The following is a 20,995-nucleotide window of genomic DNA, read 5'->3' on the forward strand; positions in this document are numbered from 1 at the left end:
CACGAAAAAGCCGGTTCCTGAACGGAACCGGCTTTTTTTTGGGTTCATCGCCGAATTGCGGGGGGCTCATGGTCCGACGGCAGAGTTCGGCCACTAGCTGCCATTTGGCGTCTGAAGTCGAAATGGTGGCTTCTCGGCTATCTCCGGCCGCTCCCGATATGAGACCCTCCCGGACGAGGGCACTTCTACTGCCGAGCAAGCGAGCAGCTATTTCCCCACGCGCCAGCCATGTCCAGAAAGTCCTGATCGATCGGGGAGAGACAGGAAACGAGGGCATTCGCCTCCAAGGAAGAGGCCGACTATCAAACTCAAACTCAAACTCGGCTACGTTAGCGCGTCGTTGCGAATGCCGATCACGTAACGAGCATTGCGCGCCACTGCCGGGTCTGGATCGGCGGCCAGCCGGGCAAGCAGGGCCGACGCCGTGTCGTTGAATTCGGCGAGCGCCTGACAAATACGTACACGGGTCCGGACATCGGCTGGACCGTCTGAGATCGCTGCTTCAAAGCGCTCCACAATTTGCTTTGCGATCGCAGGGTCTTCCGCCAAATCGGCTAACGCATCGGCCGCCTCGACATCGTGAGCCCCGACGAGAACCTGCTCGATCAGCAAGGGAATGGCGTCGCGTATCCCCCATCCGCCAAGCACCCGCGCAGCGCGATACCGCACACGCTCCGCGGGGTCGAGGAGCGAGCCACGCAAGGTCTCCACCGCATCGGACCCTCCGAGTTTCGCCAGCGCAAGCACGGCCCGTTCGCGCACTGCCGGATCGGGCTGTTGAAGCGCCGCGCCAAGTACGCTGGCGCCGCTGCCTTCGGTTCTTCCCAGCGCCCAGTGCAGCGCACCCGCGACATTCGGCTCTTGTTCCTGGAGCAGTGCGTGCGCGATGAGTGCTGCCAGCGGGGCATCGCTGGACGCGGCGTCAAACGCAGCACGCTGTCTCTCAGGCGCATGCGTCGAGTCCAGTCCTTTCAACAGATGCACGACCTCAAGCACTGCTGACCAATCCTCGGGGGAGGCGGCGGACACAGCATTAAGACGGCAAAGCAACGCTTGCTCTGCGGCCAGCCGCTCTCGGCTGCGAACCATCAGCGCGTCAATGAGCACATCGGGGTGAGGCGCTTGTTGGCTGAGCGCCTGACGCACCTCGGCCAGCCCAAGGCCCAGCGAACGCAGGCTTTCCACTTGGAACAGGCGCAAGGCATCGGCTTGCGAATACTCGCGGTATCCCGCTTCCGTACGTCCCGATGGGCTGACCAGTCCGACCGCGTCGTAGTGCCGCAGCATGCGCGCGCTGACGCCGGAACGATTGGCCAACTCGCTGATGCGCATCACTTGTCTCCGGTGTCATCTGGGTCATGCCGCCTCGTGTCTCGGCCTTGGCTCCAATCGAGCCTCGAAAATTCTAACAAACCGCCAACGGCTTCCATCACCTCGGCCAACGCGTGGCTCATCACATCGATCGCCGTAAGATCGCCGTAAACCCGCCTATTCATCGGCGTAGGGCAACGGTGCACGTGCGCGCCACGCATCGGCTGGATCAAGCACAAACGCACTCTCCGGGTCGGCGATGAGCCTGAGGCTCGCGCAGGCATGAACGCGAACCGCCGGGTCCGTGTGTCGGGCCGCCGCCGCATCGAGCGGGGCCATGGCGTCGTCTCCAAGCATCAGCAATGCCCGGCTCAGACTCCGCTTGAGGTCCTTGTCGCCGCGGCCTAGCTCGCGAACCAGTTCGCGTGCCAAGGCGGCTCGTTGCCAGGTCGGCACCAGCCCCGCTGCGGTGCGCCACGCAGTTCGTGCCACCTCCGGATCGGGGTCATGTAGATGCCCGCTTGTGATCGCTGACCAGGTTGTGGGGTCGCCGATCTTTGAGAGCGTATGTAGCGCCTGGCTGCGCGCTTGCGCCAACGGTGAGTGCAGCTCGTCAAGCAGCAATGGCAATGTCAGATCCTGCGCATGCCGGGTGAGCGCCCAGGTGAGCATGTCGCGAACGAAGAAATCCGGCTCGACACCGCAGCGCTTCACCAGTAGCGCAATCTGGCCCGGATCGGGAGCCGTGCCGGCACCAAGCGCAGCCGCAAGACGGAGCGAAGCGTCCGGATGCTCGAGTGCCGTGGTCAGTGCGTGATGGGAAGTCGGGGGATAGTGATGGGTCATGAACGCCTCCTCGCCCGACAGTGGACGCCTTGTCACTGTGACAAGGTCAAGTGTTTTCGGGCGAGGGGCGAATTGCACGCCCAGGCAGCCGTTCGAGGGGCCGAGCACCGCCTCCTCCGCAGGTGACGGGCGACGGGTTCAGGCCAGCATCGGCCTGACGGCCGGCTACACCATGATGAGACCGTGTCGCATCCCCTGCATGACAGCCTCGGTACGGCTGCTTGCGCCGAGCTTGCCGAAAATGGAGGACAGGTGAAACTTCACCGTGTTGTCCGAGATGTCGAGCTGGCGCGCGATCTCCTTGTTGCCAAGCCCTTCGGCAAGCATCGTCAGTACCTCGATCTCGCGTAGGGTGAGCGATTCGATCAGCGCCGCGGATGCCATCTGGCGGGGCCCTTGACGCTCCGCCAGCAGCCGGGCGAGGATCTCCGGGGATAGCACGCAAAGGCCCGCGGCCACGGCTTCGATCGCGGCGGTGATTTCGCCGGGCGTCGCGCCGCGTGGCAGCAGTGCCGTCGCGCCGCCCGCCAGCGCGTCATGGATCCAGTCGCTGTCCGCCTCGTCCGTGAGCAGGACGAGCGCCGGCATCGCGGGATGGCGGTCCGCTCCCGGCGCCGGCAGGTCGCCGGCCTGCGGCTCCAGTTCGACCACGACCACATCCGGCAAATCGCCGGCAAGGCGGTCGGCGATCGCCACAACGTCGGCCGCGCTGCCTGCGAAATCCAGCGTCGGCGTCGCATCGACAAGCGCCTGCAGGCTTGCGCGCGCTTGTGGCGACGCAGCGACGACGGCAACCCTGAGCGGGCTCATCGGTGTCATCCCGGCATTCGGCATGCGACGCCTTGCACGATTCTCAGCAGCATGAATTCCGTTGCGGGCGTTCGCCCACCGTGACCGTGCATTCGCTGCGCTCGCCGCCCCGGATCAGCCCGATCTTCAGCGACTGTCCGATGCGGTCGCCGCCTAGCGCGGCATGCACGTCGTCCATGTCGCGGCACGGTCGGCCGTCCAGTTCGATCAGCACATCCCCGATCAGCACCCCGCCTTGCTCCGCGGGCCCGCCCGCCGCAAGCGACACCACCAGCAGCCCGCGCTCGGAAGCCAGATTCAGCTTCGTCACCCACGCCTGCGGCAGGTTCACCGTCTGCGTGCCCACCCCAAGGTAGCCGTGCGAGATACGCCCTTTGCTCGACAGCTCGTCGCACACGCGCGCCACGGTCGTGGTCGGGATCAGCATGCCCGCGCCCGGCGCGAGCGCCGATGTGCACAGGCCCATCACCCGCCCCTGCATATCCGCCAGGGCCGCACCGGAGAAACCGGGGCGAAGTCCGCCGTCCAGTCGTACGAAGGCATCGAACTGTCCGCCTCGCCAGGTACGCCATGGACCGCCGGCCGTGCCGACGACACCGAAATCCGCGCTGGTGCCGAGCCGGTCCACGCGCGCCACCGCGAGCACCAGATGGCCAGCCTTGAGTGAGCGCGCGTCGCCGGTCTCGACCGGGCTCGACGCCACGTCGCCTATCCTCAGTACGGCCAGGTCGGTGCCAAGGTCCCGTCCCGCCAGCACGGCCGCCACGGTACGACCATCGGCCAGGCCGACTTCAATGCCTTCTTCGTGCCTGAGCGTATGCGCGGCCGTGACCACCACGCCCGGTTGCCAGATTACTCCACTGGACGGAAAGCGGTGCCGGCCGTGCACCGCGACGACACTCTGGCCGACGCGCTCGGCGATGGCCGCGAGGTTGGCGGAAAGATCCTGCAAAGGATTTCCGCTGGAGGTTGGGGTTTCCATGTGAGACTCCTGCCAATGTGCTGCCTGAATCGATGCATCGCTCGGCCAACCAGCCTGAAGATGACAGGCAGGCAAGCGCGGACGAATGGATTCACGATGACAGGTGCGCGACGGACGCGCACCACCCTAATGGGTAGGCTGCGCGTCGAGGCGCTTGTTCATGGCCGGCATTCGCGCCACGCGAGTGGCCGTAACCGACAATTGTTGCCGTTCGCAAAAGATATAAAGCCGCCATTCCAACGGCCGATTCACCTCGATAACGGTCCTTTCGATCAAGCCCAGGATCGACCCGATGGGCCAAATCCGGAAATGGCCACCCCACCTCTTTTTATCAGCTCGTCGGCGGGCACGAGTAGACTGATCAATTGGGGCAATGTTTGGATGTGATGCCTTGTCGGCCTGCGCACGGTGCATGACAATTGCCTCGAAGAGCAGAGAGGAATGTCCATGTTTCGTAAACTCGTGATTGGCGCGCTAGGCGCCATGGCTGCCTTGTTCTCGACTACGGCATTCGCGCAAGGTACTGCGGCGGACGCTAAGGTCATGCTTGAAAAGACGGTTGCGGCCATCAAAGCCGATAAGGCCAAGACGCTCGACCAGATCAACAAGGGCGAAAACGGCTTCCATGTTGGCGACCTCTATCCGTTCTGCTTCAATCTCAGCGACGGACTCCTCGTCGCGGTCGGCAATCCCAACGTTAAGGGGTTGCTCGGCAAGGATGCGAGGACATTTAAGGACCCTGCGGGCGACGTGTATGGCCCAAGGCTCTATGACGCGGCAAAAGAGGGCCAGGTCAATGAGGTCAGCTACATGTCTCCCAAGGCCGGCGCTGACAAGACGTGGGTGCCGAAGGCGAGCTTCGTTACCGCGGTCGCCGGCCTGGGATGCGGCGTCGGTTACTACAAGTAGTCCAACCAAACCAACCGTCATATGGGCGCCGAACTGCCGAAATCCGACGCCCACACAATGCTATTTTCTCGCGTGACCGGTCAGTTCTGATGCCCTTCACTCCGCATGTGCGGTTTGCCATCGAGGCTGGTCAGTTTTGATATCCGCCTCGGGTCATTCGCGTCGATATTGTCATGTCTGCTACCTTGTCCGCTATCCACAAGAACCGGTGCACGTGGCAAGCCTGCGCGGAAGACCGGATCCCTCTGTTAGCTGCCCTTGGATGCTCGGCCACGCGATCGGCGCGAATAGGTCGTTCTGCGACCCTTCTCAGCCACCCCGCAGATCGGCGATGAACTTTTTTATCTGCAGTGGCGCAGGATCAGCGCCCTACGGTCACGGCATCACCGCAACTGCGGCTTCCGGCGTGTGAAGCAGGAAGGCCAGCGTTTCCTGCAGGTAGAGGTTGACCGTGGTGTCCGTGTGGCTCTGGTAGCCGATCGACAGGTCTTGCCCGAGGTGCAGGTCGAAGTCCCCGCCGCGTGTGGAGACCACGCAACCGCCATTGATCGCCGGCGCCCAGATGATCTCGCCGTTGACGATGCGCTCGATGTGCTCGCGCACCGGATAGCCGCGGTCGCTGGCTTCGTTCAGCGCGGTATAGGCGTCGGCGCCGAGCAGCACGGAGTAGGGGCCATCGACGCCGGCCAGCCGTAGCTGCGTCAGTGCCTGCGCGATGGCGGTGGGGTAGTCGGCCACCTTGGCCGGCAGCGTGATCGGCGGGTTGGAACTCCCCGCGCGCAGTCCCACAATGCCGGCCGCGGCGTAGCCGTCGAAGATGGCGCGGTCCTCGACCAGCGCGAGTTGCGCGGCCGCATCCTTGGCCGGCTGCCAGTCGGAATCGTTGGCGCCTTGCTCCACGTCGTCGATGGCCTCGCGCGCCAGCGTGAAGGGCACGCGCAGCTCGATCACCGCCTTGACCTCGCGCTGCCTGACCAGCACGCCCTCCGCGGGCGAGGCGATGGCTGCCTGGTGGCCGGTGGCCACGGCGCCGAACGCGCTGCCATTGGGGCCCTTGAGGTCCACCACGCGTCGCCCGGCCAGCGAGCGCTTGAAGGTGCGTGCCACTTCTTCCTCGATCTGCGCCCAGGCCGCGCTGGAGATCGGGGCCAGTTCGCGATGCAGATTATTCATGCTGGGAAGCTCCCTTGAGTGAACCGATGCGCAGCGAGCCATCGCCGCCGGACGACGCCTGGGCCTCTGCGGCCGCCACTGCGGCCAAGGCGGCGGCCGGCTCGCGCTCGGCGAGCGCCGCGAGCAGCGGCGCGGACGGTACGAAGAACAGGCCGCCGGTCACCGCCGTGCTGAAGTCGAGCAGCCGGTCATAGTTGCCGGGCGGATTCCCCACGAACATGTTCTCCAGCATCCGCTCGGTGGGCGCCGGCGAGCGCGCATAGCCGATGAAGTAGGTGCCGAACTCGCCGGAGCCGGGCCGCCCGAAGGGCATGTTGTCGCGCAGGATCTTGATTTCCTCGCCATCTTCCGCGAGCGTGGTCAGCGAGCTGTGCGACCAGCTTGGCTTCACGCCTTCCCCCAGTTCGATGTCCGATAGCTTGGTACGGCCGATGATGCGCTCCTGCATCTCCACCGGCAGCGCGTTCCAGCCGGCCATGTCGTGCAGGTACTTCTGCACGATGACGTAGCTGCCGCCGGCGAATTCGGGGTCCTCGGCGCCGACCAGGGTGAAGTCGAGCGCTTCCTGGCCCTCGGGATTTTCGGTCCCGTCGACGAAGCCGACCATGCTGCGCTGGTCGAAGTAGCGGAAGCCGTGCACTTCGTCGACCGCGGTGGCGGCATCGCCCAGCCGGCTCATGATCTGCATGGCGAGTTCGAAGCAGAGATCCATCTGCTCGGCGCGGATGTGCAGGAGCACGTCGCCCGGCGTGGCGGGTGCCATACGCGGTGCCTCGCCGAAGACGCGGAACGGATGCAGGCCGGCCGGGCGGGGCGCGCCGAACAGCGCGTCCCAGGCGTCGGAACTGAATCCGCACACGCAGGACAGCTTGCCCGCCAGTACCCGCTTGCCCACTGCGCGCACCAGTGCGGCCAGGTCGGCGCAAAGCGCGCGCATCTTGCCCTGGCTTTCTGCATCGGGCTGGATGGTGAGGACGAGGAAGATGGCGGCGCGCGTGACGGGCGCGTTGACCGCCTGCGGATCGAGGCGGCCGGTGGCGGGCGCTGGGGTGTTGTCGCTCATCTGCCCGTGCCCCATGCCTGCGTGGAGACCGGCGCCTGGTCAGGCCGCCGGCTGGCGATGCCGGCAAGGCAGGATCGCGGGCGGCGAAGGGACGAATTCATGCGAGGCGAATGCATGGTGTTCCTTTGTGGGCGACGCAGAATATGTAACCTGAATCACCCACAAAAGGCAAGTTCGCATGGTTTGCGGCGGACGCTGCTCAGGCGTCCTGCCGCGCCCATCCCATGCATTGTGCGGCCGGTCAGCCAGCCGCCAGGCGGCGCCTGCGCCTGCGTGCCCCCAGCAGCATCGGTATCACGCCGATCGCGATGCCGCCCAGCGCGACCAGCCGTGCCGTGAAATCGAAGCTTGGCACGCTGTAGAGCGCCACCGCCCACAGGAAGGCAGCGCTGCAGGCGGGCCAGACCACCAGCAGGGCCAGGCCGGCGGTGCCCGACGCCAGGCGGCGGCTGTGCCACGCGCAGGCAAAGCCCACCAGTCCGTAGTAGAAGGCCACCTGGAAGGCGATGGCGTTGACGGAGTCCTGGATGATCTGTCCCACGCTGTCGAAGTTGGCAGCGGCCAGCAGCAGGAGCAGGCCGATGAGCGAGATCACCAGTGTCGCCACCCAGGGCGTGCGCCAGACCGGATGCAGGATTGCGTAGCGGTGATGGAGCAGGCCGTCGCGGCCGCTGGCGTAGAGCGTGCGGCTGAATTGCAGGATGGTGGTCTCCAGCGTGCCTACTGTGCTCAGCATCACCGCCAGCACGGCAAGGTAATCCCACGGTCGCGGAAACAGCCGCGAGGCCAGCGCGAACACCACATTGGTGCCCGCCTGCCGGATTTCGCCATCCGACAGCACGGACAGGCAGGCGGCGACGAAGGCGATGAAGAGCGCCAGCACGATGCCCATGGCCAGCAGCGCGCCGCGGCCCGGCACGCGCGACGGGTCGCGCGTCTCCTCGGTCAGGTTGGCGGTGACGTCCCAGCCCCAGAAGAAGAACAGCGCCACCAGCGCGCCATTGGCGAACAGGTGCGGCGTGAAATTCCAGGGCGACAGCCAGGCCAGCTGCAGCGGACGGGCCGCGGGCCGTGCCGCATGCGCGAGGGCCGCCACGGCCAGCGCCACCAGCACGGCCAGTTCGACCACCGTCATCGCCACCTGCGTATAGCTGGTCAGCTTGATGCCCTTGATCACCACCGCGCTGACCAGCAGCAGCCAGCCGGCGGCCACCAGCGTCACCACGGTTGGGCGGGTGGCGAGTGCCGGGTCGATCAGCATCAGTGTGGCGGTGGCGGCGGGAATGGTGCCGGACACCATGAACACGGCCGAGGCCACCAGCAGTGCCCAACCGGCGAGAAAGCCCAGCATCGGGTGGAAGATTGCCCCGACCCAGGCATAGCAGGCACCCGCGTCCGGTTGCAGCCGGTTGAGCTGGCGGTAGGCCAGGGTGACGCCGAACATGATCAGGCCGCAATACAGCAGGCTGGCTGGCGCCAGCGTGTCGACGGCGGCGACCAGCGTGGCGGTGGTGGCCGCCAGGCTGAAGGCCGGCGCGGTGCCGGCCACGCCCATCACCACCGATTCCCCGAGCCCGAGCGCGCCCGATTTCAGCCCCGACTGCGCTTGCGCTTCCATGGCGACCCTCCCGGCCGGGCGGTGCCCGGCCCGGTGGGGGGCCCCGGCTCAGGACGGTCGGCCCCCGGGCGAACCCGTTCATGTGTTCATGTGTTCACGTGAACAGGCCTGATCGATCTGCCTACAGTTTGGGACAGGACGGCGCGTGCAACAAGATCGCCGTCGGCAGGCTTTTGCTGCCGGCGCCGCCGGTCTTCCTGTTCTCCGCGCAGCGTGCCCTCATCGATCCCCGCCGATGCTGTCTGCGGGTGGGCCGGGCGGCGCGTAGCCGGCCAGGCCGGCCAGCAGTGGCCAGCGCGGGGCAGCCGCCCGCGCCTCCACCTCGCCTTGTTGGTCGAAGTAGCGCGGCGGGGCGAAGCCGTCGAGCTTGACGCCAGGAAATCGATACGCCCTCCGAATTGGTTGCAAATTGAAACCTGAATCGATACACTTCGCCTGCGATAGGTTTCAAATTAAAACCAGAAAAAGGAGTGCTGCATGGATCCGACCTGCACCGCTGCCTCGGCAACAGGGACAGCGCCGCTATCAGCCAACACGCCCCTGGCGCCGGCGGTGGTGCTGCTGCTGGCGGTCTGCTGCGCGGTCAGCGTGGCCAATGTCTATTACGCGCAGCCCTTGCTTGACGCCATCGCCATGGAGTTCGGCATCGCCCGCGCGGCGGTGGGCGGCGTCATCACTGCGACGCAGGCGGGTTGCGCCATCGCGCTGATCTGCTTCGTGCCGCTGGGCGACCTGCTCGAGCGCAAGCGGCTGCTGGCCGCGCAACTGGTGCTGCTGGCGCTGGCGGCACTGGCGGTGGCCGCGGCGCCGCGGCCGGGCCTGCTGCTGGCCGGCATGCTCGGCATGGGCCTGTTCGGCACGGCCATGACGCAGGGGCTGATCGCCTACGCCGCCACGCTGGCCGCGCCGGCAGAGCGCGGGCGCGTGGTCGGCTCGGCCCAGGGCGGCGTGGTGATCGGGCTGCTGCTGGCGCGCACCCTGGCGGGGCTGGTCACCGACGTCGCCGGCTGGCGCGCGGTCTACCTCGCTTCGGCAGTGTTGTCGGCCGCCATGCTGGTGCTGCTGGCCAAGCGTCTGCCGGCTGTGTCCGTGCCGCCGGCGCGTATGGGGTATGCGCAACTGCTGCGCTCCATGCTGGCGCTGCTGGCCAGCGAGCGCACGCTGCAGGTGCGCGGCGTGATCGGCATGCTGATGTTCGCCGCCTTCAGCACCTTCTGGAGCGCGCTGGTGCTGCCGCTGGCGGCGCCGCCGTTCTCGATGTCGCACACCGGCATCGGCGCCTTCGGCCTGGTGGGCGCGGTCGGCGCATTGGCGGCAGCGCGGGCCGGCCGCCTGGCCGACCGCGGCCTAGGGCAGCGCGCCACGGGGCTGGCGCTGGCCTGCCTGATGGCCAGCTGGCTGCCGATCGGGATGATGTTCCACTCGATGGCGGCGCTGGTCGCCGGCATCGTGCTGCTGGACCTGGGCGGGCAGGCCATCCACGTGATCAACCAGACCATGATCTTGCAGGCGCGCCCGCAGGCGCAGAGCCGGCTGGTGGCGTGCTACATGCTGTTCTACTCGGTGGGCAGCGGGCTGGGCGCGCTGGCGTCCACCCTGGTTTACGCCCGTGCGGGCTGGAGCGGGGTTTGCGTCCTTGGCTTCGTCTTCAGCCTGATGGCGGCCGGGTTCTGGGCGGCCACGCTGCGGCGGGGCGCCTAGGTCCGGTGCTGCACCGCAATGGCGGCCCGCCATGCCCGCGCGCGCGGATTCGTCGTTTCGGACGACGCGGGGGCGGGCCGCGCTCGCGGACACTGGCCTGCGTCGCCGGCACGGCCGGCAGCGGATCTATCTCTGAGAAAGGAGCGGGCCATGACCTACAAGGCGTTTGATCTGAGCGGTAAGGTGGCGTTGGTCACCGGGGGCAACAGCGGCATCGGGCTCGGCATGGCCGAGGGCCTGGCGCAGGCTGGCGCCGACATCGCGATCTGGGGCACCAATGCGCAGAAGAATGCCGCCGCGGTCGAGCGGCTGGCCCGGCACGGGCGGCGCGTGCACGCGGTGTGCTGCGACGTCGGCGACGAGGCGGCGGTGGACGCCGCCTTCGCCGAAACGGTCGACGTGCTGGGCCGCATCGACGGCTGCTTCGCCAACGCAGGCATCAGCGCGAAGGGAGGGCGCTTCGAAGACATGCGCACCGAAGACTGGCACCGTGTGCTGCGCGTCAATCTGGACGGGGCCTTCTTCACCCTGCGCGGCGCCGCGCGCCAGATGCTCAAGCAGGGCGAGGGCGGCGTGCTGGTGGGCACGGCCTCGGTGGCCGCCATCGAAGGGGCGGCGCGCAATGAGCACTACGCGGCGACCAAGGGCGGGCTGATTTCGATGATCCGCGCGCTGGCCGTCGAGTACGCGCGGCATGGGGTGCGCGCCCATTCCATCCTGCCGGGCTGGATCGCCACCGACATGACCGCCAAGGGGCAGGCCGACGCCGCCTTCCAGGAAATGGTGGGCAAGCGCGTGCCGATGCGGCGTTGGGGCGAGCCCGCGGATTTCGCCGGCATCGCCATCTACCTGATGAGCGACGCCTCGCGCTACCACACCGGCGACACGCTGGTGATCGACGGCGGCTACACGCTGTTCTGAGTGCCGCGCACCTAGGCCGCTGAATCATTGAATTGGCAGGCACCGACCGATTTCAGTGATTCAGTGGGCCGGATAGCCGATCCTCGCGGCCGCCTTACGCCGGCCCGTTTCCCCCAAACGCGACCCATGACCGACAGCGCCCACGCCTCCCACTCCCTTCCGGACACCAGCGTCAACCCCTTCGCTGGCAGCGATATCCGCAGCCTCATCGACGCCCAGGCCGCGCGCCGCGGCGACCACCCCTTCCTGATCTGGGAGCCCTTCGAGGGCGAGGGCCGGAGCTGGAGCTACGCCGAGTTCGGCGAAACGGTCCGGCGCTTTGCGGCCGGCCTGCAGGCCCGCGGCGTGCGCCCGGCGGACCGTGTGCTGGTGCATCTGGAGAACTGTCCGGAAAGCGTCATCGCATGGCTGGGCTGTGCCTATGCCGGCGCGGTCGCCGTCACCACCAACGCACGCTCCAGCGCGGACGAGCTGGCCTACTTCGCCAGCCACAGCGGCGCGGTGGGTGCGATCACGCAGCCGCGCTTTGCGTCGATGGTCGCGCAGGCAGCGCCGGGGCTGCGCTGGCTGGCCGTCACCGCCACCCACGGCGGCGCCGCGCCGGCCGCCGGCGCCTTCCCCGGCGAGCCTTTCGGAGCCATCGACGCCGACCCCGCCGGCCTGGCGGCGCGCCCGCACGATCCCATGGCGCCGTTCGGCATCCAGTACACCTCCGGCACCACCGCCCGTCCCAAGGCCGTGCTGTGGACCCACGCCAACGCGCTGTGGGGCGCGCGGCTGTGCGCGCTGCACGAGGACCTGCGCGCCGAGGACGTGCACCTCGTCCATCTGCCGCTCTTCCATACCAATGCGCAGGTTTACTCGGTGGCGGCCTCGCTCTGGGTGGGCGCAACGGTGGTGCTGCAGCCGCGCTTCTCGGCCTCGCGCTTCTGGCCGGTTTCGCTCAAGCACCGCTGCACCTGGACCTCGGTCGTGCCGTTCTGCGTGCGCGCATTGATGGCCCAGCCGCGGCCGAAGCGACACCACTACCGCTTCTGGGGCAGTGGCGTCTGCGAGCCTGCGACCGACGCGCATTTCGGCATCAAGACCATCGGCTGGTGGGGCATGACTGAGACCATCTCGCACGGCACGATCGGCTCGGCCCACCTGCCCAATGCGCCGATGTCGATGGGCCGTCCGGCCAACGGCTACCGGATTCACGTGCTGGACGAGCAGGGCCGGCCCGTCGCGCCCGGCGAAACGGGCGACCTCTACGTGGGCGGCCAGCGCGGCGTCTCGCTCTTCCTCGAGTACGCGGGCGACCCGGCGGCCACCGCCGCGGCGTTCCGCGCCGACGGCCTCTTCATCACCGGGGACCGCGTGCGCCTTGGCGAGGACGGCTTCCTGTACTTCTCGGACCGCGCCAAGGACATGCTGAAGGTGGGCGGCGAGAACGTGGCCGCTTCCGAGATCGAGCGCGTGATCGCGCTGGTGCCGGGCGTGGCCGAGGTGGCGGTGGTCGGGCGCAAGCACCCGATGCTGGAGGAGGTGCCGGTGGCCTTCGTGATTCCGGGCGGGCAGGCGGACGAGGCGCTGCCCGAGCGCGTGCGCGCGGCCTGTGCCGCGCAGCTCGCGGACTTCAAGCGGCCGCACGAGGTGCGCCTGGTCGACAGCCTGCCACGCTCGACGCTGGAGAAGGTAGCGAAGGCGCAGTTGCGGGCATTGCTGGTCGAAGCGGATTGACGCCGGCCCGCCGGGCCGGCCGTCGCCGGCCTCTCCATCTTTGCGCTGCCGCGGCCGCCCGCCCGCGCGCGTAGGGCGGGCCATCGCAGCGACCCGCGTCGACCCTGGGGCGGCCTCCGTACACGCCCGCCCGATCAGGGAGGGGCAAGCCGTCCCCCGGGAATGCCTGGTCCCGCATCTCCCCGAAGGCGATCGCGCCTGGCCCTTGGCGCAGCCTCATCCGCACTACCCCTATTCTGTGGGGTAAATCGACTGATAAAAATTCGCCCGAGCAGGCCGTTATCTGCACCAGAACAGGGCGCCGGGGCAGGACGCCGGATATAAGAAGGGGGAATCGATGGCTCTCGTCATCGCCAGCAACACGCTTGCGCTCAGCGCAAGCCTGCAAGCCTCGAAGGCTGGCAGCGCAGTAGCCGATAGCATGCGTCGCCTTGCATCGGGGCGTCGCATCAACTCGGCACGCGACGATGCGGCCGGGCAAAGCATTGCAAACCGCCTGCGTGCCCAGGCAAACGGGATGGACCAGGCGCGCCGCAACGCGGGGGACGGCATGTCGATGCTGGAAACCGCCTCGGGGGCGCTGGATTCCCTCAATGCCCGTCTGCAGCGCATTCGCGAGTTGAGCGTGCAGGGCCTGAGCGGCACGCTCAACCAGGAAGACACTGACGCCATCCAGGCCGAGATCAACGCGAACCTGAAGGAAATCGACCGCCTCAACCAGCAATCCGGCTTCAACGGCCTGCGGCTGCTGGACGGCAGCGCCGGCAAGGTCGGCCTGCAGATCGGTGCCAACGACGGCGATCAGCTTGCCGTGGATCTGGGCGGCGTGGGATTCGGCGTGGAGGCGCTGGGGCTGAAGGACTTCACCATCGCCGGGATTCCGGGTTCGGTGACGGGCTTCAAGGTGCTGGCGGGCCGCAGTACCAATGTCCAGCTCGACAGTCCGTCCACCACCGTCAACTACCCGGCCGGTAGCGTCAGCCCGAACCTGGTCCGGGATGCCAGCGGGCATATGTACGTGCAGGATGTCGATGGCGCAGGCCGGCCCGTGTACCAGGAAGTTGGCTACAACACGTATACGGATACGACCACGGGCCTGAGCAATGTCGTGTTCCACCCTGCAGCGGGCGGCCCGGTCTTCCACGATGTGCCGACCGTGCCGCAGCGTCCCATCGGCACCCCCAGCCTGCGGGACGACACCGGTGTCCCCATGGCGGGCGCCTCGCTGGTGCAGGCGGACGACGGCCGCTATTTCATCGCCTCGGCCGGCAACTACTACCAGGCCAGCCTGCGATTTGGCGTGACGGGCACCGTCACCGCCCAGGCTGACAACATGACGGCATTGACCGCGGCCGATTTCACTTCGCCGCCGGCGGCCGTCACGCAGGTGCCCGCCATCGACCTGGCCACCGACACCGTGGCGTTCCAGGACAGCAGCGGCGTAACCGTGAACCCCTCGGCGACGCGGCTGCTCCAGCGGGCCAACGGTGCCTACGTCATGGAAGTGGATACCGGCGGCGGCAATTTCCGCTACTACGATGCCACGCTCGCCATGACGGACGATGGCGCCACCCGCACGTTGACCGTCAAGGCCAACAGCACCGCCTACCAGTCCTTTTCCGACCTGCCCACGCTCGGCGGCGATTCCACCGTGACCCTGGATCCCCGCAACGTCACGGTCAACTACACGGATCTGGCCGGCCACACGTTCAACGACGTGATGAGCCTCGACGCGAACGGCAACTATGTGCTGAACCTGCCGCAGGCCGGAAAGACGGCGACGCTGGTCACGGCCCAGGATGGCACGCAGTACATCCGGACTGACAATGGCAGCGAGAACGTGCTGATCTACTATCCGCTCGCTTACTCCGCGCTGACCGATGCAGGTGCGAATCACACCGTGGTCAACCTGGTCGAGGCCGGCGCCGGCATGCGCCTGAAACAGCCGCCCGATACGCTCGCCACGCTCGACCGCGCGATTGCCGCCGTCGACGCCCGGCGCAGCGCCCTGGGCGCGGCGCAGAACCGGCTGGAATCGATCGCGAATACGCAGGCCTCCGCCGCCGCCAATCTGACGGCGGCCCGCTCCCGGATCGAAGATGCTGACTATGCCGTCGAAGTGTCGAAGATGACGGCGGCGCAGATCGTCAGCCAGGCAGCCACGTCGATGGTGGCGCAAGCCAACCAGCAGCCGCAGGCGGTGATGACGCTGTTGGGGCGGAACTGAGTCTTGCACACCAGCAGGCGGGTTCCGATTTTCGCCTAAAGGCGGGCTGGGCCCTGCCGTTAATCCGTCCTGATGTGCTGAAGTCGATTCGTGCGACCAGCATCCATGGGCGCTATCCGGCGCGGCATCACCTCATGGGATTTCTGATCGTCGAGCCGCAGCGCATCCGCAGGCCGGACGCAATGCAGCGCCACGCATCAAGAAGAATGACAAGGCGAGACTGCCGCGCCGCGCGGGCCGCGGGGCGGCGCCGAGCCGGGCGCCCGTGGGACCGGCGGAATCCACATAAGAAGAGGAGGAGGCGGTAGCTATCATGTCGATCGAGAACTTGAGAATCCGGACGCGCCTTGGGATCGGCTTCGGGCTGGTGGCCGTGCTGTCGGCATCGCTGGCCGTGGTGGGAACATTGCGCCTGGAGGGGCTGGCCGAGGCCAGCCGCCAGGTCGCCGAGGATGAGTGGGGCAGGGCGGGCGCCGCCGCTACCGTCGCTGCCGCCGCCCAGGCGGACGCCAGAATGGCCACGGCGCGGCTGCTGGCTGCCGACGCCGGCCAGCCGGTGCAGGGTGCCGGCGCCTCCGATGTCGGCAAGGCCATGGACGAGGCGCTGAGCGTGCTGGCCAGGCAGGCTGCCACAGACGAGGACAAGGCGGCGCTGGCCAAGCTGCGCGACGCGCAGGCCAAGTACGCCGCCGCAACCGCCCGGACCGCTGCGCTGCTGGGACAGGGCGGGCGCGCTGAAGCCGCCCGCGCCTTCAGCGCGGACGTGCTGCCTGCGCTCGATGCCATACAGGAGCAGACCACCGCGCTGGCGGCCCGTTACAAGGCGCAGGCCGGCGCCATCGCGGCACAGGCCGCGGACCAGGCAGGCTCGGCGCGCGCGCTGATGATCGCACTGGCCCTGGCGACGCTGGCGGTCGGCGTCATTTACGCCTTCCGGCTGACGCGCAGCATCGAGCAGCCGCTGGGCGAGGCGGTCTATATCGCCGAAACGGTGGCCTCGGGCGACCTCAGCCAGGAATTCGCCACCGAGCGCGGCGGTGAATTCGGGCGGCTGCTGAGCGGGCTCGGCGAGATGGAAGACATGCTCACCGACCTGGTCGGCCGCATCAAGGAATCGACCGATTCGATCAGCGGCGCGTCGCAGCAGATTGCCGCCGGCAACACCGATCTGTCGCAGCGCACCGAGGAGCAGGCCGCCACGCTTGAGCAGACGGCTTCGAGCATGAGCGAGCTGACCGACATGGTGCGCCGCAATGCCGAGCGCGCGCACACCGCCAACGGCCTTGCGGCAGGCGCCTCGGGCATCGCCGAGCGCGGCGGCATCGTGGTGGGCGAGGTGGTCCAGACCATGGACGCCATCAGCACCAGCTCGCGCAAGGTGGTCGACATCATCGAGGTGATCGAAGGTATCGCCTTCCAGACCAATATCCTGGCGCTGAACGCGGCGGTGGAAGCCGCACGCGCGGGCGAGCAGGGCCGTGGCTTCGCGGTAGTGGCCGGCGAGGTGCGCAGCCTGGCGCAGCGCAGCGCCGCCGCCGCCAAGGAAATCAAGGTGCTGATCGGCGACTCCGCCGCGCAGGTGGAAAGCGGCTCGCAACTGGTGGGGCAGGCCGGCCAGACCATGCAAGAGATCGTGCACTCGGTGCGGCAGGTTGCCGGCCTGCTGGGCGAGATCTCCGAGGCCTCCGAGGAACAGAGCCAGGGCATCGAACAGGTCAACCAGGCCGTCAAGCAGATGGACACCGTCACCCAGCAGAACGCCGCGCTGGTGGAGCAGGCCGCCGCCGCCTCCACCGCGCTGGCCGAGCAGGCGCAGCAACTGCAGCAGGCCGTGGGCGAGTTCAAGCTGGAAGATGAGCCGCAGAATGCGGCGCCTGCCGCGCGGCCGGTGCCGGCGGGTGGGTTGGCGTTGGCGCGGGCCTAGGTCAAGCCAAGCCGGCTCGATCGCGGCCTCAGGTCCGGCGGGCTGTCGTGCCTGTCCGCCGGCGCCTTCTGGGCGACAGGGCCGGCTTCCCGTCGGCGGCCGGGTCCTGGCCGTCGGTGTGGCCTGGCGCGTGCGCTGCTCCAGCGTGATCGGGTACGCGATGCGCGTATCGATGTACCCCTCCAGACATCTCAAGGAAAGACCCGGCATCGCCGGGTTTGCGCCCGCCCTGTGCGCAGGAAAAATAAACCGACCGGACGGTCGGCAATTCGCTAGAATGCTTCTCCATCTCATTGAGAAACAAAAAATCAGGAGACAAGATGGAGCGTCGTGCCCCCAAGGAACTTCTTAACGCTTTCGCCCGGCGAGGTTTGAGTCCGACCGTATGTGCGCTTGCACTGGTCGCCGGCGCCCTGGGCAATGCACTCCCGCTGCCGGTCCAGGCCGAGTCGCCGAAGGCCAGCGCAGCGGCCGTACAAGGCGTCACCATCAAGCGCGACGGCTATGGTGTGCCGCATATCTATGCGGATTCCACCTATGCCTTGTTTTACGGCTATGGCTATGCGATCGCACAAGATCGCCTGTTCCAGATGGAAATGGCCAAGCGCAGCACCCAAGGGACGGTGGCCGAGGTGCTTGGTGCGAAGTTCGTCGAATTCGACAGGTCGATCCGCGGCAACTACTGGCCGGCATCGATCGAGCAGCAATTGTCGGCACTGCCCAAGCGAGAGCGTGACATCCTGGAAGGCTACGCGGCCGGCATGAACGCCTGGATTGCGCAGGTGCGCGCGCAACCGGACACGCGCATGCCGAAGCAATTCAAGGACTTCGGTTTCGCTCCCTCCAACTGGAGCGCCTTCGACGTGGCGATGGTCTTTGTCGGCACGATGGCAAACCGCTTCTCCGATGCGACGAGCGAACTCGACAATCTGGCGCTCGTCACGGCGCTGAAAGACAAGTACGGCGCCGACAAGGGCATGGCGCTGTTCAACCAGCTCAAGTGGCTTGTGAATCCCGCCGCGCCGACGACGGTGCCGGGCGAGGAGGGCGCGTATCCCGTCAAGGTGGGCCCGCAAGCCGCCAAGGCGGCTGCGCAGGCGCTGCCGCGATACGACGGACCCGCGCCCATGCTGGCGCGCCTGGCGCGCGGCAGCGATGGCGCATTGCTGCACCAGTCGCCGCAGGACAATGCGGCAACCATGCTCGCGCAATTCGCCCAGTTCGGCCAGTCGGGCCCGGCCGGGTTCCCGACCACGAGCAATATGTGGATCGTTGGCCGCGACAAAGCGCGGGACGCGCGCGCAATCATGCTGAACGGCCCGCAGTTCGGCTGGTTCGCCCCGGCCTATACCTATGGGGTGGGGCTGCACGGCGCGGGATTCGACATCGTCGGCAATACGCCATTCGGCTACCCGTGCATCCTCTTCGGCCACAACGGCAAGATCTCGTGGGGCTCGACGGCGGGCTTCGGTGATGACATCGACATGTTCGCGGAAAAGGTCGACCCGACCAACCCGAGCCGTTACTTCCACAACGGTGGTTGGCGCGATATGGAGCATCGCGTCGAGCTGATCAAGGTCAAGGACGGCGCGCCGGTGGTGCTCGATGTCTATCGCACCGTGCACGGCATCGTGATGCAGCGCGACGATGCCCAGCATCTGGCCTACGCGAAGGCGCGCGCATGGGATGGCCAGGAAGTCCAGTCGCTGCTGGCGTGGACGCACCAGGGGCAGGCGCATGACTGGAAGTCCTGGACCGACCAGGCATCGCGCCACGCGCTGACGATCAATTGGTATTACGCCGACCAGGCAGGCAATATCGGCTACGTGCACACCGGCAAGTACCCCGACCGCCGTCCGGGCCATGATCCGCGCCTGCCGGTGCCGGGCACGGGGGAATGGGACTGGCGAGGCCTGCTGCCGTTCTCGACCAACCCCAAGGTCTACAACCCGAAGCAGGGTTGGATCGCCAACTGGAACAACTCGCCGGAGCGCGGCTACCCGGCGTCTGACCTGTTTGCTTTCCTGTGGGGCGGGGCCGATAGAGTCGTGGAGATCGACAAGCGCATCCAGGCCCGCGACAAGCTGAGCGTGGATGACATGTGGCAGGTTCTCAAGGAGACCAGCGCCGTCGACGTGAACCGGGCCCATTTCGTGCCATTCATCGAACGTGCCGCAGCTTCCTTGCCCGCGTCGGACTTGCGCCGGACCCTGGCGCAGCACTTGGTCACGTGGGACGGCTTGAATCGCGATCCTCAGTACACGGGGAAATACGAAAATGCAGGCCCGGCCATCATGGATGCCTGGTTGTCGGCCATGCTCCGGCGTACGCTCGGCCAGGTCGTTCCGGCGCCCTATGACAAATGGTTCCTCGCGACGGGTTATGCGGCACCGCAGGACGGGCCGACGGGCTCGGCCAATATCAGCAACGGCAGCAAGGTGCTATACGAGGCGCTGCGCGGACCGCAGGCCGGCGTGCCGCAGACCTTCGATATCTTCCAGGGCAAGCCGCACGACGAAGTCATCCTGGCCGCGCTGGATGATGCCGCCCGCGCGCTGCAAGCGAAGCTCGGCGCCGACCCGGCCAGCTGGCGTGCGCCCGCCGTGCCGCTCACGTTCCGGGCCAACAACTTCTTCGGCGTGCCGCAGGCCAATGCCGCGGAAGCCGTGCGTACGCCCGTCTATATGAATCGCGGCACGGAGAACGACCTGATCGTCTTCGGCGCCGCGGGCGCGCGCGGCAAAGTCCAGGCTTGGGATGTCGTGGCGCCGGGCCAGAGCGGTTTCATCGCTCCCGACGGCACGCCCTCGCCGCATTACGCCGATCAGCTCGAGCTGTACACGACGTTCGGCCGCAAGCCGCTCGCGCATGACGCCGGCGCGGTCACGCAAGCGACAAAGTCGACGGAACGGCTGCGCGTCGAGGTCGAGTAGGCTTGGCCGAAACGTGCCGGGAACGGAGCGTGTTCCGTTCCCGCTGAGCCAGTCAGCAATCGCCCTGTCCTGCCTGGCCGCAGCGCAGGCCACGCAATGTCGACTCCCGCATCAAGTTCCCCACGCCTCGCGCGACCCGGCCGCCAGGCTGGTCTCGATCAGCCACGCGAAGAGCGCCTCCTGCCCGGCAGGTAGGAGTTCCCCCACGAGCGTGCGGTGGCTGCCGCGGCCGAGCCATCGCTCGGCGATCCACGCCGCGAGGTACAGGGCCGACAGGCAGCCGCCGGCGGTGGCGACGTTGCCGTCGCAGACGAATGGCCTGTCGTCGGTCTCCACGCCGGTAGCGTGCAGGGCCGCACGCGCATCCGGATGCGTGGTGGCCCTGTTGTGGGGGAGCAGGCCGAGCCTGGCCAGGAAGAACGAGCCGGCGCAGATGGAGCCGATCAACTGGCGTTGCGGGTCGAGGTCGAAAGCGGCCAGGAAGGCCGGGTCGGCCAGGGCGGCGGGCACGCCTTGCTTGCCGCTGGCGAACAGGACAGCGTCGGCATGGTTGGCATCGGCCAGCGACCCGTGAGTTCTGACCAGCAGGCCGTGGGCCGACCGCAGTTCCGGCTTGGCGCCAAGGATTCGGACGCGCCAGTCCTGCCGGTTGCGGCCGAGGATGTCCCACATCAGGAAGAGGTCGATGTCGGTGAACTGCTCGAAGGCGATCAGTGCGATGGTTTTCATTGCGGGCTCCTGATCCGGCCATCGCCAGCGTCTCCTTACCGGAGGCCTGCGATGCCGGAGCGTTATGCGAGAATCGCACTCTAGCGACGCAAGAGGGACCATACACAGCCTGTATGCCGGTAAGCG

The 20,995-nt window shown here is 67.5% G+C and carries 16 protein-coding genes; 7 read left to right on the forward strand and 9 right to left on the reverse strand.

Translation table 11 applies throughout. From position 1 onward, the window contains the following. Positions 1 to 324: 324 nt before the first annotated feature. The 4 genes from AC1Z3O_RS23845 to AC1Z3O_RS23860 form a co-directional block, all read right to left on the reverse strand. Positions 325 to 1,332: a HEAT repeat domain-containing protein gene (locus AC1Z3O_RS23845; protein WP_483518335.1), complete on the reverse strand. Its 1,008-nt coding sequence runs from the start codon at positions 1,330 to 1,332 to the stop codon at positions 325 to 327. Between the two features lie 156 nt (positions 1,333 to 1,488). Then, the gene (locus AC1Z3O_RS23850) at positions 1,489 to 2,157 is read right to left on the reverse strand and encodes a HEAT repeat domain-containing protein (RefSeq protein WP_483518336.1); all 669 of its coding nucleotides are present in this window, start codon (positions 2,155 to 2,157) and stop codon (positions 1,489 to 1,491) included. 165 nt (positions 2,158 to 2,322) lie between these two features. Next, complete coding sequence (locus AC1Z3O_RS23855; RefSeq protein ID WP_483518337.1) at positions 2,323 to 2,967, reverse strand: LuxR C-terminal-related transcriptional regulator; 645 nt, start codon at positions 2,965 to 2,967, stop codon at positions 2,323 to 2,325. A 43-nt stretch (positions 2,968 to 3,010) separates the two neighbouring features. Further along, positions 3,011 to 3,949: a S1C family serine protease gene (locus tag AC1Z3O_RS23860; protein ID WP_483518338.1), complete on the reverse strand. Its 939-nt coding sequence runs from the start codon at positions 3,947 to 3,949 to the stop codon at positions 3,011 to 3,013. 447 nt (positions 3,950 to 4,396) lie between these two features. On the opposite strand from AC1Z3O_RS23860, the gene AC1Z3O_RS23865 reads away from it, so the two are divergent. Further along, positions 4,397 to 4,858, forward strand: coding sequence for a cache domain-containing protein (locus tag AC1Z3O_RS23865; RefSeq protein ID WP_483518339.1), 462 nt, complete (start codon positions 4,397 to 4,399; stop codon positions 4,856 to 4,858). 375 nt (positions 4,859 to 5,233) lie between these two features. Here AC1Z3O_RS23865 and AC1Z3O_RS23870 read toward each other — a convergent pair whose 3' ends face one another. The 4 genes from AC1Z3O_RS23870 to AC1Z3O_RS23885 form a co-directional block, all read right to left on the reverse strand. Further along, a complete protein-coding gene (locus AC1Z3O_RS23870) occupies positions 5,234 to 6,031 on the reverse strand; it encodes a family 1 encapsulin nanocompartment shell protein (RefSeq protein ID WP_483518340.1) in 798 nt (265 codons plus the stop codon). Next, a complete protein-coding gene (locus tag AC1Z3O_RS23875) occupies positions 6,024 to 7,094 on the reverse strand; it encodes a Dyp-type peroxidase (protein WP_483518341.1) in 1,071 nt (356 codons plus the stop codon). Before AC1Z3O_RS23875 ends, AC1Z3O_RS23870 begins: the two co-directional genes overlap by 8 nt. Positions 7,095 to 7,335: 241 nt before the next feature. Continuing rightward, positions 7,336 to 8,712, reverse strand: a complete 1,377-nt coding sequence (locus AC1Z3O_RS23880) for an APC family permease (protein WP_483518342.1) — start codon at positions 8,710 to 8,712, stop codon at positions 7,336 to 7,338. Between the two features lie 219 nt (positions 8,713 to 8,931). After that, a complete protein-coding gene (locus tag AC1Z3O_RS23885; RefSeq protein ID WP_483518343.1) occupies positions 8,932 to 9,120 on the reverse strand; it encodes a hypothetical protein in 189 nt (62 codons plus the stop codon). 69 nt (positions 9,121 to 9,189) lie between these two features. Here AC1Z3O_RS23885 and AC1Z3O_RS23890 point away from each other — a divergent pair, with 69 nt between their 5' ends. The 6 genes from AC1Z3O_RS23890 to AC1Z3O_RS23915 all read left to right on the forward strand — a co-directional run bounded on the left by AC1Z3O_RS23890 (position 9,190) and on the right by AC1Z3O_RS23915 (position 20,140). Further along, positions 9,190 to 10,413, forward strand: coding sequence for an MFS transporter (locus AC1Z3O_RS23890; RefSeq protein ID WP_483518344.1), 1,224 nt, complete (start codon positions 9,190 to 9,192; stop codon positions 10,411 to 10,413). Positions 10,414 to 10,563: 150 nt separating this feature from the next. Next, complete coding sequence (locus AC1Z3O_RS23895) at positions 10,564 to 11,334, forward strand: SDR family NAD(P)-dependent oxidoreductase (RefSeq protein ID WP_483518345.1); 771 nt, start codon at positions 10,564 to 10,566, stop codon at positions 11,332 to 11,334. Positions 11,335 to 11,460: 126 nt separating this feature from the next. Continuing rightward, on the forward strand, positions 11,461 to 13,056 hold the full coding sequence (locus tag AC1Z3O_RS23900) for an AMP-binding protein (RefSeq protein ID WP_483518346.1): 1,596 nt from the start codon (positions 11,461 to 11,463) through the stop codon (positions 13,054 to 13,056). Between the two features lie 337 nt (positions 13,057 to 13,393). Beyond that, positions 13,394 to 15,283, forward strand: coding sequence for a flagellin N-terminal helical domain-containing protein (locus tag AC1Z3O_RS23905; RefSeq protein WP_483518347.1), 1,890 nt, complete (start codon positions 13,394 to 13,396; stop codon positions 15,281 to 15,283). 313 nt (positions 15,284 to 15,596) lie between these two features. After that, the gene (locus tag AC1Z3O_RS23910; RefSeq protein ID WP_483518348.1) at positions 15,597 to 17,207 is read left to right on the forward strand and encodes a methyl-accepting chemotaxis protein; all 1,611 of its coding nucleotides are present in this window, start codon (positions 15,597 to 15,599) and stop codon (positions 17,205 to 17,207) included. Positions 17,208 to 17,527: 320 nt separating this feature from the next. Next, a complete protein-coding gene (locus AC1Z3O_RS23915) occupies positions 17,528 to 20,140 on the forward strand; it encodes a penicillin acylase family protein (protein ID WP_483518349.1) in 2,613 nt (870 codons plus the stop codon). Positions 20,141 to 20,251: 111 nt separating this feature from the next. On the opposite strand, the gene AC1Z3O_RS23920 is transcribed toward AC1Z3O_RS23915, so the two are convergent. Beyond that, positions 20,252 to 20,869, reverse strand: coding sequence for a DJ-1/PfpI family protein (locus AC1Z3O_RS23920; RefSeq protein WP_483518350.1), 618 nt, complete (start codon positions 20,867 to 20,869; stop codon positions 20,252 to 20,254). Between the last annotated feature and the right edge of the window lie 126 nt (positions 20,870 to 20,995).

The sequence above is a fragment of the Cupriavidus sp. 09_S30 genome (assembly GCF_056930435.1).